At 63.5% G+C, this 12,649-nt stretch carries 10 protein-coding genes; 3 read left to right on the forward strand and 7 right to left on the reverse strand.

All coding sequences use genetic code 11. From position 1 onward, the window contains the following. Positions 1-77 precede the first annotated feature (77 nt). The gene (gene clpA, locus ACE103_RS23915) at positions 78-2,486 is read right to left on the reverse strand and encodes an ATP-dependent Clp protease ATP-binding subunit ClpA (protein WP_223967493.1); all 2,409 of its coding nucleotides are present in this window, start codon (positions 2,484-2,486) and stop codon (positions 78-80) included. A gap of 259 nt (positions 2,487-2,745) precedes the next feature. After that, entirely contained in the window at positions 2,746-3,078 is a 333-nt protein-coding gene (gene clpS, locus ACE103_RS23920) for an ATP-dependent Clp protease adapter ClpS (RefSeq protein ID WP_076858080.1), read from the reverse strand. A 510-nt stretch (positions 3,079-3,588) separates the two neighbouring features. On the opposite strand from clpS, the gene ACE103_RS23925 reads away from it, so the two are divergent. Further along, positions 3,589-5,484, forward strand: coding sequence for a pilus assembly protein TadG-related protein (locus tag ACE103_RS23925; protein ID WP_375775121.1), 1,896 nt, complete (start codon positions 3,589-3,591; stop codon positions 5,482-5,484). Between the two features lie 73 nt (positions 5,485-5,557). Here ACE103_RS23925 and ACE103_RS23930 read toward each other — a convergent pair whose 3' ends face one another. Beyond that, on the reverse strand, positions 5,558-5,893 hold the full coding sequence (locus ACE103_RS23930) for a phasin family protein (protein ID WP_092114837.1): 336 nt from the start codon (positions 5,891-5,893) through the stop codon (positions 5,558-5,560). A 423-nt stretch (positions 5,894-6,316) separates the two neighbouring features. On the opposite strand from ACE103_RS23930, the gene ACE103_RS23935 reads away from it, so the two are divergent. After that, positions 6,317-8,113 carry a serine hydrolase gene (locus tag ACE103_RS23935; protein ID WP_375775122.1) on the forward strand — a complete coding sequence of 599 codons (1,797 nt, stop codon included), beginning with the start codon at positions 6,317-6,319 and terminating at the stop codon, positions 8,111-8,113. A 244-nt stretch (positions 8,114-8,357) separates the two neighbouring features. Here the strand turns inward: ACE103_RS23935 and ACE103_RS23940 are convergent, their stop codons facing one another. After that, entirely contained in the window at positions 8,358-9,077 is a 720-nt protein-coding gene (locus tag ACE103_RS23940) for a DnaJ domain-containing protein (protein ID WP_375775123.1), read from the reverse strand. A 231-nt stretch (positions 9,078-9,308) separates the two neighbouring features. Here ACE103_RS23940 and ACE103_RS23945 point away from each other — a divergent pair, with 231 nt between their 5' ends. Next, positions 9,309-9,716 carry a DUF302 domain-containing protein gene (locus ACE103_RS23945; protein ID WP_223967489.1) on the forward strand — a complete coding sequence of 136 codons (408 nt, stop codon included), beginning with the start codon at positions 9,309-9,311 and terminating at the stop codon, positions 9,714-9,716. Between the two features lie 13 nt (positions 9,717-9,729). On the opposite strand, the gene ACE103_RS23950 is transcribed toward ACE103_RS23945, so the two are convergent. From ACE103_RS23950 to ACE103_RS23960, 3 genes are all read right to left on the reverse strand, one after another. Next, the gene (locus ACE103_RS23950; protein WP_375775124.1) at positions 9,730-10,470 is read right to left on the reverse strand and encodes a VWA domain-containing protein; all 741 of its coding nucleotides are present in this window, start codon (positions 10,468-10,470) and stop codon (positions 9,730-9,732) included. A gap of 98 nt (positions 10,471-10,568) precedes the next feature. After that, positions 10,569-11,510, reverse strand: a complete 942-nt coding sequence (locus tag ACE103_RS23955) for an alpha/beta hydrolase family protein (protein ID WP_375775125.1) — start codon at positions 11,508-11,510, stop codon at positions 10,569-10,571. A 332-nt stretch (positions 11,511-11,842) separates the two neighbouring features. Then, complete coding sequence (locus ACE103_RS23960; RefSeq protein ID WP_375775126.1) at positions 11,843-12,619, reverse strand: helix-turn-helix transcriptional regulator; 777 nt, start codon at positions 12,617-12,619, stop codon at positions 11,843-11,845. Positions 12,620-12,649: the final 30 nt, after the last annotated feature.

Below are 12,649 nucleotides of genomic sequence, written 5' to 3' on the forward strand. Positions count from 1 at the left end.
AACGCGCGACTCCATCGGCTTAAACAAAAAGGCCGGCTGGACAGCCGGCCTTTTTCATTTGTTTGTTCGCTTGCGCCTCAGGCCTTGACCATCGGCCCCTTCGAGGCCGGCCCCTTGGTGCCGCCTCCGCCGCCATTGTTCGGCCCGCCCTTCGGCGGCTTGCGCTTGCGCGGCGGCAGGTTCTCGGGCTTCGGCGTGACCGGGCCCTCGAGATATTCGAAGCCGATCTTGTCTTTGGCGGTCGCCTCGTCCTTGACCAGCACGACGCGGACGTGTCCGCCGCCCTTGAGGTGGCCGAACAGAACTTCATCCGCGAGCGGCTTCTTGATGTGCTCCTGGATGATGCGCGCCATCGGACGCGCGCCCATCTGCTCGTCATAGCCGTGCTCGATCAGCCAGGCCTTGGCGGGCTCGGACAGCTCGATCGTGACGTCGCGGTCGGCGAGTTGCGCCTCGAGCTGCAGCACGAACTTCTCGACCACCATGCCGATCACCTCGGCATTGAGGTGCGCGAAGGAGACGATCGCATCCAGCCGGTTGCGGAACTCCGGCGCAAACTGCCGGTTGATCGCCTCATGATCGTCGCCTTCCCGCTTCGAGCGGGTGAAGCCGAAGGCCTGCCGCGCGAGGTCGGCCGCGCCCGCGTTCGTGGTCATGATCAGGATCACGTTGCGGAAGTTGACCTGCTTGCCATTGTGGTCGGTGAGCCGGCCATGATCCATGATCTGCAACAGCACGTTGTAGAGATCCGGATGCGCCTTCTCGATTTCGTCGAGCAGCACGACGCAATGCGGATGCTGGTCCACGCCATCGGTGAGCAGACCGCCCTGGTCGAAACCGACATAGCCGGGAGGCGCGCCGATCAGGCGCGACACGGTGTGCCGCTCCATGTATTCGGACATGTCGAAGCGCAACAGCTCGACACCGAGCGACGCCGCGAGCTGCTTGGCCACCTCGGTTTTGCCGACGCCGGTCGGACCCGAGAACAGATAGCTGCCGATCGGCTTCTCCGGCTCGCGCAAGCCGGCACGCGCCAGCTTGATCGACGCCGCCAGCGACTCGATCGCCTTGTCCTGACCGAACACCGTGCGCTTCAGGGTCTGCTCGAGATGCTTCAGCACCTCGGCGTCGTCCTTCGACACGCTCTTCGGCGGGATCCGCGCCATGGTCGCGATCGTGGTCTCGATCTCCTTGATGCCAATCGTCTTCTTGCGCTTGCTCTCGGCGACCAGCATTTGCGCCGCGCCGGACTCGTCGATCACGTCGATCGCCTTGTCGGGCAGCTTGCGGTCGTGGATGTAGCGCGACGACAGTTGCACCGCCGCCTCGATCGCCTCATTGGTGTATTTCAGCCGATGGTAATCCTCGAAATAGGGCTTGAGGCCCTTGAGGATCGCGATCGCGTCTTCCACCGTCGGCTCGTTGACGTCGATCTTCTGGAAGCGCCGCACCAGCGCGCGGTCCTTCTCGAAGTGCTGACGATATTCCTTGTAGGTTGTCGAGCCCATGCAGCGGATCGTGCCCGAAGCCAGCGCAGGCTTCAGCAGATTGGACGCATCCATCGCGCCGCCGGAGGTGGCGCCGGCGCCGATCACGGTGTGGATCTCGTCGATGAACAGGATGGCGTTCGGATGCGCCTCCAGCTCCTTCAGGACCTGCTTAAGCCGCTCCTCGAAATCGCCGCGGTAGCGGGTGCCCGCGAGCAGCGTGCCCATGTCGAGCGAGAACACGGTCGCGGCCGCCAGCACTTCCGGCACATCGCTGTCGACGATGCGCTTGGCGAGGCCTTCGGCGATCGCGGTCTTGCCGACGCCGGCTTCGCCGACGAACAGCGGGTTGTTCTTCTGGCGACGGCACAAGACCTGGATCGCACGGTTGATCTCGGCATTGCGGCCGATCACCGGATCGATCTTGCCGTCGCGCGCCTTCTTGTTGAGGTTGACGCAATAGGTATCGAGCGCCTCGCCCTTCTTCTTGGCGTCCTCGTTGCCCTTGGTCTCGGTTTCCTCGTCGACGCCGCGCACCGGCCGCGCCTCGGACACGCCGGGCCGCTTGGCGATGCCGTGGCTGATGTAGTTGACGGCGTCGTAGCGCGTCATGTCCTGCTCCTGCAGGAAATATGCGGCATGGCTCTCGCGCTCGGCGAAGATCGCGATCAGGACGTTGGCGCCGGTCACTTCCTCGCGACCGGACGACTGGACGTGAATCACCGCGCGCTGGATCACGCGCTGGAACCCGGCGGTCGGCTTCGCGTCGTCGGCGCCGTCAGTCACCAGGTTTTCGAATTCGGTCTCGAGATAATTGACGAGGCTGGTCCTCAGCTTGTCGAGATCGACGCTGCAGGCCCGCATCACCGCCGCCGCATCCGAGTCATCGATCAGCGACAGCAGAAGGTGTTCGAGCGTCGCGTATTGATGGTGACGCTCGTTCGCGATCGCCAATGCACGATGCAAGGATTGTTCTAGGCTTTGGGAAAAAGTAGGCATTCGCGTCCTCTATGGCCCCCGGCCATCATGATCGCCATTACCGGGTCAGGCAATAACAACCTTCGTGATCGCCATTGATATAGTTACGACGGATCGTGGCGAAAGACCGGTCCCGCGATGATGGTTTTCTTCTAAATTCGGGGGCGCCGGGACGTGGTGCGGCCGCGCCCCGTGATCGTACGGAAACGCCGTTCGCTGCGTCAAAAACGCGATGCAAAACCCGTTCCGCTTCCCGCGGCAGGTCAATCGTTCCGGCGAACTACTTCTTTTCCATCACACATTGCAGTGGATGCTGATGCTTGCGCGCGAAGTCCATGACTTGCGTCACCTTGGTCTCGGCGATCTCATAGGTGAACACGCCACACTCGCCGATCCCGTGATGATGAACGTGCAGCATGATCTTGGTCGCCGCCTCGGCGTCCTTCTGGAAGAATCGTTCCAGCACGTGAACCACGAACTCCATCGGCGTGTAGTCGTCGTTCAGGATCAGGACACGATACAGGTTCGGGCGCTTGGTCTTCGGCTTGACCTTGGTGATGACCGAGGTCGACGGGCCGCTGCCCGTTCCATTGCGGTTGTCGTCATTGCTCATTTTCGGCACCGGAGCGGCGGACACCGCGGGCATGGCCGAAACCGGCTCGGAGATCGGGACTGTCAACGTGTATCGCAGCATGGCTCAGGCGTTCGAATTCCCCAAGGGAAACTGGCGGGAAACCGGTTGGCGATTGGAAGGTGGTCGCGATTGCCGCAAGACTAATCGCGGAACCCCCAGCAATGCTTTCCAGATTGCCGCTCCCGGTCCGATCCGGCGGCCGGATCGACTTCCCGAATATGGGCCTCACGACGCCCTGCCGCAAGCGCAGACCCGCCGCAGCCCACCGGTCCGATTCCCGGCGCGGCAACCCTCGGAAGGTTAATCATTTCTGCCTGATTTGACAAAGGACTAGGGTATCCAATTTAGCCGGCATTCAGGATAGCGCATGCTTTTGCCCTGCTTTTGATCTTCCACCGGGCCGCTCGCCGGGTTTCCGTTCCCCGATTCACCATCTGTTTAGCCGCGCACGTCGAGATGGCCGCGCAATCCATTTTTGACGAGAGCGCCATGCTTGGTTCAGCCATTTCCAATTGCGTCCGCGCGGCCATCCGCCGGTTTTCCAGGGCAACCGACGGCAATGTCGCGGTGATCTTCACCTTCGCGATCCTGCCGATCCTCGCCTTCGTGGGAGCAGCGGTCGACTATACCCGCGCCAACAATGCTCGCACAGCGATGCAGTCGGCCCTCGATTCCACCGCGCTGATGCTGTCCAAGGATCTGACGATGGGCACCATCACGGCCGCGCAGATCCCGAGCAAGGCGCAGACCTATTTCAACAGCCTCTTCACCAACAAGGACGGCCAGGGCATTGCCATCTCGGCCACCTATACGACCCCGACCTCGACCGCGGCGGCGACCATTCTCCTGAGCGGGTCCGGCTACATCAACACCTATTTCATGAAGTTTGCCGATCTGTCCGGCGGCAATTTCCGGAAAGTGAACTTCGGCTCCTCGACCACCACTACCTGGGGCAACGTCAAGATGCGCGTCGCGCTGGCCCTCGACAACACGGGATCGATGAGCCAGAACGGCAAGATTACCGCGCTGCGGAACGCGGTGGCCGGAACCGGCGGCCTGATCGACCAGCTCAGCGCGCTGAGCAAGAACAACGGCGACGTCTACATCTCCGTCATCCCGTTCGCCAAGGTCGTCAACCTCGGCACCAGCAACTATACCCAGAGCTACATCGACTGGACCGACTGGCTCAATCCGCCGACCACGCAGCCCAACAACGGCAGCACGCAGGCGAGCCTGCCAATGAATTGGCATGCGGTGGGCCCCGGCGCGAGATGCCCCTGGACCAACAGCAGCGGCGGTTTTACCTGCAACACCAGCCCGACCAGCACGTCCAATGCGAACTACATTCCGTCGAGCGGGACCTATTCGGGCTACATCTGCCCGAGCGTCGACTACAACTCTCACACGAATTACAACGGCTGCTGGGTGAGCACGCCGGCAGGCACCGGTGTGTTCTGCACGGGGTCGTCCTCCTGCAGCTGCCCGAAGAATTCGTCCGGTAACAACGTCTCCGGCTGCAGTTGCACCACCACTAGCGGCGTCACATCCTGCTCCGGCAATCTGTACACCCACGACTGGACCCAACCCGGCCCCCTGGACCTGATTCACAATCTGGGGCAGCCCCGCGTGAGCGCCGTGGTGGGCTGGACCAACAACAAGTGGACCTCGACCAATCAGCTCCCCACGGTCCAGAACAACTGGCTGCTCGCGTCCACCAATCCGATCAGCACCTGGACGGGCTGCATCACCGACCGTACCCAGCCGAACGATGCGACCGGTGTGTTGCCGAACACCTCCGACGTCACCACGCTGTTCCCGGCCAACGAGTACTATGAGAACAGCTCATTGTATTGCAGCAACAGCGCCTCGCCGCAGCTCGGGCCGATCATTCCGCTGAGCTACAATTGGAGCGCGCTCAAGACGGCGGTCAACGCCATGCAGCCGACCGGCGGCACAGACCAGTCGGTTGGCCTTGCCTGGGCGTGGCAGTCCCTTCTTGTGGGCGGTCCGCTGAACGCGCCGGCAGAGGACGCCAACACCACCTACAACCGCGTCATCATCATTCTTTCCGACGGTCTGAACACCGAGGACCGCTGGCCCGACTACGGCGACGGCAGCAGCCAGGCGTCCGGCAATCCGATCGATGCGCGGCAAGCCCTACAGTGCCAGAATCTGCAGGCCGCCAAGGACGCCAATGGTGCGCCGATGTACACGATCTACGCGATCCAGGTGAACACGAGCACGCCCGCCGATCCGACCTCGACCGTTCTGCAAAATTGCGCCAGCAGCCCCGACAAGTTCTACATGCTGACCAGTTCGACCCAGATCTTGACGACGTTCAACACGATCGGCACGGCGCTGAGCAAGCTGCGGCTGGCGAAATAACCGCCCGCTTCAGGCACAACAAAAAAGCCCGGCCGAAACGGCCGGGCTTTTCGTTTGTCTTGATCAGTAGCGCTTACTGAGCGGGCGCGAACTTGGAGACCAGGCCCTCGTAGGGCTTGAAGGTCTGCTTGGCGCAATCGCTGTACAGGCCGGCGATCTTCTGCGATTCCGCGACGAAGGTCTCGTAGGACGAGCGCAGGTATTCGGTCTGCGCCTCGAGCGCCTTGTCCAGCGACTTCACGCCCGACAGCTTCTCGACGAACGACTTGGTGTCCTCAAACGACTTCTTGGCGTAGTCGCCATAGGCGGTGGCAATCGCCTGGACGCCGCTCTGCAGGTTGTTCGCAGACGCAGTGACCGACTCGATATGCTCTTTGCCGTAGTTCTGAATGTCTTCGATCTTGACCATGGATGGAATTCCTTTTCCCAGACTTGAAGGCGCAAATTCCCATTGCCGGGAAGCTCCCGGCCCCCTGACGGCGATAGACATATCGCATCGCACAATAAAGTCAACGAATATTGTGCGACGCACAACGACATTTGCCCGAATCCTGAGCATTTGCGATAAACCCCGGGGGACTACGCAACGGTTGCTTAATCTTTTGGAAACTCGGTCCGCCTAACCTGATTCCTGGACTTTGTTCGCCTTCCGACGGGCAGCCTTGAAAGCTGTTTGTGAACAACACCTTAGCTAGAAGAGCGACCTGAGCCGCCACGAGGGCCGATGGTTCTGCCCGAAGTGGTCTGTTGCGCAGGCAAGGATCGACGGCCGCCGGGCACAATTTCGCCTCACGAGCCAGTGATCTAGATAGAAATTGGGACGGGGAAGTAGATGCTTCGAACAACCTTGGCCTCCTCGCGGGCGCTGCGAGTTGGCGTTCTTGGGCTCGTTACCGTCACGACGGCGATCCTGATCACCAGTGATAGTGCGGAGGCGCGCCGTCACCGGCGCCACGTCGCCCGTCACAACCACAGCGAGGCCGCGCGCGAAAGCTACAGCCCGCAATTCGCGACGATCATCGTCGACGGCAACACCGGCTCGGTGCTGACAGCTAACAGTCCCGACGGCCTGCGGCACCCCGCCTCGCTCACCAAGATCATGACGCTCTATCTGCTGTTCGAGCGCCTCGATTCCGGAAAGATGAAGCTCGACACCGAGATGCCGGTTTCCGAGCATGCCTCCGAGCAGGACCCGACCAAACTCGGACTGCGGCCCGGCCAGACCATCAGGGTCGAAGACGCCATCAAGGGTCTCGTCACCCGCTCCGCCAATGACGCCGCGGTCGTGATCGCCGAGGCGATCGGCGGCAGCGAAGACGACTTCGCCCGAATGATGACCCGCAAGGCCCGCGCGCTCGGCATGAGCCGGACCACCTATCGCAACGCCTCGGGCCTGCCCAACGACGAACAGATCACCACCGCGCGCGATCAGTCGACCCTCGGCCGCGCCATCCAGGATCGCTTCCCGCGCTACTATCGCTACTTCTCGACCACGGCGTTCAATTTCCGCGGCCACACGATCACCGGTCACAATCGCCTGCTCGGCAGCGTCGAAGGCGTCGACGGCATCAAGACCGGTTACACCCGCGCCTCCGGCTTCAACCTCGTGACCTCGATCCACCGCGGCAACCGCTTCCTGGTCGGCGTGGTGCTCGGCGGCCGCAGCGGCGGCTCCCGCGATGCCATCATGCGCAACCTGCTGGCCGAGAACATCGGCAAGGGCGCAACCACCCGCACCGCCGCCGCGATCACCGAGCGCAACCCAGCCGACGCCAATGTCGAGGTTGCCGATGCCGACAACGCCCGCAACGCGGACAGCGCGCCGGTCGCAGCGTCAGAGCCCGCCGCGGCAGCCGTCGCGGTGCAGGCGCCGCGCCCGGCCAGCAAGCCCACGCTGATGGCGGCCGTCGCCGCCGCCCTGCCGCCGCCCCCGGCAAAGCCTGAGCCGCAGGCCAAGCCCGAGCCGGCCCCGCTGACCTCCGGCGTGATCCAGACCGAGCCGATCGCCGCGATCCCCGGCTCGGCCGAGCCGATGAAGCCGGTCAAGGTGAAGACCGTGCAAGTCAAGGCCGGCCAGGTCAGGCTCGCCGCCGCCGGCCCGGCACAGTCCGCGCCCCCGATCACCAGCACCATCCCGTCGCGCGGCGAAGTTCCCGAGACCTCCAATGCGATGATGGCGCGGGCTGCCGAAACCTCGAGGCCCGAGATGCCGCCGCAACCGGCGAACTTCGGCACCGGCAACGGCATCCTCGGCGTGCTGCCGGCCTCGTCCGTCCATGCACCGGCCGCCGCCCCGGCACCGCAGGCCGTGGCCTCGATCGAATCGACGACCCGCAGCCTGCAGGCCGCGCCGCAGACCAGCGTCGTCAAGCCAGGCGCCGCGCATTCCGGCTGGATCATCCAGGTTGGCGCGCTTGAGTCCGAAGGCGAGGCCAACAAGCGCATCGACCTCGCCCGCAGCTCGGCCCGCGGCCTGCTCAGCAAGGCGGACCCGTTCACCGAGGTGGTGGCCAAGGACAATCGCAAGCTCTACCGCGCCCGCTTTGCCGGCCTCGAGCGCGATCAGGCGGAAGCGGCGTGCAAGACGCTGAAGCGCGCCGAGATCTCCTGCATCACCGTTCGCAACTGATCGACAGCAACAGCTGATTTCAAAGGGCCGGCGCCGCAAGTGCCGGCCTTTTGCTTTGCACGCCGCCCGCGCGAACGACCGGTCTTTCCGCGCGCGGCGCAACCATGAGAACTTCTCGTCAATATTTTACGGTTAAGTTTTCCCGAAAGAACGATCGGCCGCGCCGGACAACGGCGGGCCACGCGGGGCATCAATCAGAAACGGAAGGCAGCTCTCGGCTGTGGCGTCAGTAGCGTAGCCGGAGTTAGAGATGCGTGCGAAGCAGAGTATCCTTGGCCTCGTTCACACGGGCAGCGAGATACGTCGAGCCCCCCTGGTCGGGATGGAGTTTCTTCATCAGGGTGCGGTGAGCCCGGCCGATGTCGTCACGCGACGCTCCCGGCTGCAGGCCAAGGATCTGATAGGCCTCCTCGTTCGTCATTTTGCCGGTCGCCGCCGCGCGACCCTGCCCCCCTGTCCGGTCGCCCTGTGCGTCCTGACGCCAGGCGGGAAAGCGGCGGTCCAAATAGCTTTCAAGTAGCGCGACGCTTTCGGCGTCGAAGCCCGGGACCATCGCCAGAAGCTGCGACAGGTCGAACTCGTCGAGCATGCGGCCGGCCTGCGGTCCCGCCACGATCTGGCCCTTGAGCACGCCGCTGTCGTGATCGAGGCTCATGTCGAGATATTGCGAGCGCACCCGCGAGCTTTGTCCCTGATTGCGCGAACCGCCGAACATGCCGCCGAAATTGGGAAAGCCGGTGCTCCCGAACGGTGACCAGCCGAGCAATCCGGCGCCGAAGATGCCGAGCGGGATTGCCACCGCCAGTTCGCCCCGCACGCCGGTGAAGGCCGCGACGGCCAGCGCGAGCACCCCACCCACGATCTTGATCGCCCGAGCAAGCACGGCAGGATTGGCCGCACGAAACATCTGCAGCGCGGAATAAAGGATGACAATTGCGACGACGCCGGCGATCAGGGTTGGCATGCGCTGAATATAGGCGGCCCGGCGACAAAAAGCATGCGGAGCTTCGTCTCACTGGAGCGTGAAGGCGTCCTAAAGCGCGATGAGATCCGGTAGAATCGTCATCGCGCTTTAGCTCCTTGTTTGAGCATGATCTTTTCGGAAAACCGCTTCGCACTTTTCCGGATCATGCTTTAGCGTGGCGCCGCCCCCTGCGATTGGGTAGCTTGCGGCAATCGCGCTGGAGGAAGCTTGATGGCGATTGACGGACTGATCAGCCTTCGCAGCCATGTCGGGCCGAAGCAAACCGCCGACCGGCTCAAGGCCGAATTGCAGGCGCGCGGGCTGACATTGTTCGCGCAGATCGATCATGCCGCGGGCGCCGCCGGCGTAGGCCTCACGCTCCGTCCGACCGAACTGTTCGTGTTCGGCAACGCCAAGGGCGGCACGCCGTTGATGCAGGCTGCGCAGACCATCGGGATCGATCTGCCGCTCAAGGCGCTGGTCTGGCAGGACGAGGCCGGCGACTGCTGGCTCTCCTACAATGATCCGACCTGGCTCACTGAGCGGCACGGCGTCGCGGAAGCGACCCAACAGATCACGGCCAACATGTCGGCGCTGCTCGGCGCAATTGCCAAAGCCGCGACGTCGGGCGGAGCCTGACCCGGCGGGCGGCTTATTTCATCTGACCGATCAGCTTGGCCGCGCCGCTGGTCGTCTTCGCCAGTTGCAGCAGCGCCTCGCGGCCGCCGGCAGCATAGGCCGCGGCGGCGCGCAGCAGCTCGCGGAGCTGTGCCGCCGCACCGGGATCGAACCTGCACCACGCGCCGCCGGTCAGCCGCGCGATCTCGCGAAACGTCTGCTCGGCAGTGGCGTCCGCGCCCTCCTGGAACATGAAGACCGGCACCTTGAGCAGGCCGAGCTCTCCGGCGCTTGCGCACAGCGTATCGGCGTTCTCCTCCATCGCGTCGCCGACGAACACGAGCGCGCGCACGCCTGCCGCGACCGCCTCGCGGCGGGTCTCCGATAGCACCTTGCCGATCTGGGTATTGCCGCCCTGGCAGTCGATCTTGCCCATCAGCCGCGCGAGTTGCGCGCTGTCGGAGATCCAGCCCGACGCGCGGCACTCGTTGAAGCCGCGATAATAGACGAGGCGGATATCGAGACTGCCGAGCGAGCCGGCCTCGCGGAACATGTCCGCTTGCAGCGTGCACGCCATGTCCCATGTCGGCTGTCGGCTCATCGTGGCGTCGAGCGCAAACACCAGCCTGCCGCGTGCGCCGGCGCGATGCGGCGACATCGCGCGCGCCTTGGCCACGAACGCGGCGATGTCATTGGCGCTCGACGCCGGCACGCCAGACGCATCGGCCGGGCGCACGTCGCCTCCGGATGTCGGTTTGATCGTCTTGCCAGCCATCAGCGCTTGCCTCGTACAGCAAACACTATGTGGGCCGCGGCATCGGATTGGTCAACGTAACGCGCCCGCCGGCCCGGATCGAATCCCGGGCGGTCCTGTCAGTTCGTGACCGAGGGATCCTTCTTGGTCTCGGTCTTGGTCAACGAGAGCGACTTCTTGACCTTCTCGCCGAAGCTCACGGGCTTCTCGACCGGCACGTAGAGCGAGACGGGACCCGGCTCCAGAATCTTCAGCGGCGCATTCCTGGTATCGACCGCCGCAACATCGCTGTCGGTGTCGGCCAGGAATTTATCGAGCATCGCCTGGATCGAGTCCTTGGCCTTCTCGGGTCCGGTATCGCGCATGTCGTTGTGCTGGAAGTTGGTGTTCACAACGGTGATACCGGCCTTCTCGCACTCCTCCTCGTCCGGCACCACGCCGGGATCGGGCTTGAAGTGCTGATCGTGTGATCGGAACGAGAGGATCTTGAACTTGCCGTCGGTCATGAACGGCACGCGCAGATTATCCAGCGTGACGACCTTCTTGATCTCGTCCGGATACTGCTTGGCGAAATACATCGCGATGTCGCCGCCATTGGAATGGCCGACCATCGTCAGCTTGCTGTAGTCCGCGTTCGGCTGACGCTTCTTCATCTCCTCGATCGCGAATTTGATGTTGGTGATGCCGCGCTGATACTGCGGCAGGCGCCCGACATAGAGTTCGCCGACCTTGGTCACCATCGGTCCATCCGACGGCAGGTCGTTCTGAATGCTGACGGTCAGATAGCCGCGCGCCGCGAACACATTAGCGAGGAAGGAATATTCGGTAAATTTGACGGTATTGCCATGATTGAGGATCGCAACCGGGAGCTTGATCATGCCGGCGTCAGCCTGCATCTCCTTGTCGAAGCGCACGGCAACGTCGACCGCGACCGGCCGCTCATCGCGGGTCGGATCCTTGAACATGAGCGTTTCGTGACGGATCGCCCACTTGCTCGCGGTGAAATACGCACCCGTGATCACTACGGAGAGCGAAAGCAGAACGAGAATTCCACGCTTCATGACGTCCTCGAGGTGCCCGCCTTTACAGGGCGATTTTGGCCGGAGGCTCTTCGGCCTCCTTTTGAGAATATATGTCACAGCGCCGTGACAGGAAGTCCAAATATTGTGGCTTCGGTGGCATAACGTTGTGCGCCGCACCTATAGTTTGTGCAGTTGCACACGCCTCACTGCGACAGCTCGTGCTCTCTATCTCCCCTTCGATGCGAGTTCCCAAGGTTGCGTTCGAGCCTTGGCTCACCCTTGGCTCGCCCTGGGGGAGAAACTGGATTTGGGCTGCTTTGTTCCGGCTTTTTGGCCGTGGTGTGGCCGAAATCACCGGAAGAACACGGATTTCAACCGATTTCGGTGTAAATGATCAGCTTAAGGCCGGGATCGTCGTTGGCCTGGAAGGTCGCGTATTCAAAGGTCAGCTGGCCGCGCTTAGGGTGGTTCAGCGCCTTTCTTCCGGCGACGCTGACGCTGACGTCGTGGGTTCCCCACCAGCCGTCGAACTCCGGACAGCCTTCGCGAAGCCGCGTCTGTAGACCGAGGAAGGCCGGATCGCCGGCCCAGAGGTCGTGCGTCCGGCGGAACTGGGTCACGATGCGCCGCGCCTCCTCATGCCAGCCTGCGCCGAACAGCTGCCGGCTCTTGGGGTTGGTCAGCACGAAGAGCAGCGTGTTGCGCTCGTCCTCAGGGACGCGGCCGAAGGCGAAGACATCCTCCGCGGCCGCGTTCCAGGCCAGCACGTCCCATCGCCGCCCAGTGACATAGGCCGGCTGGTTGAGGCTTTCGACGACGCGCCGGATCGCAGCCGGCACGGTCTCGGCGGAGAATGGCCGGCGGTCGCCATCCTTCGCAAGCGCGCGCAGATGCGCGTGCTCGGCCCTGCTGAGGCGCAGCGCGCGCGCAAGCGCGTCGATCGTGGTGGCGGAAGGGCTGACGGAGCGGCCCTGCTCGAGGCGGATGTACCAATCGACCCCAATGCCGGCGAGCTCGGCCACCTCTTCGCGGCGCAGACCGGGCGTCCGGCGCCGCCGCCCGGCCTGAGTGCCGGTGAGCTTGGGCGTCAGCTTCTGCCTCCGCGACCGCAGGAAATCGCCAAGTTCGCTTTGCCGCGCCGTGGCCATCGCCGGCCTCCTGAGTGGGTCTTACAATCC

The sequence above is a fragment of the Bradyrhizobium sp. ma5 genome, from assembly GCF_042258955.1.
GTDB lineage: Bacteria > Pseudomonadota > Alphaproteobacteria > Rhizobiales > Xanthobacteraceae > Bradyrhizobium.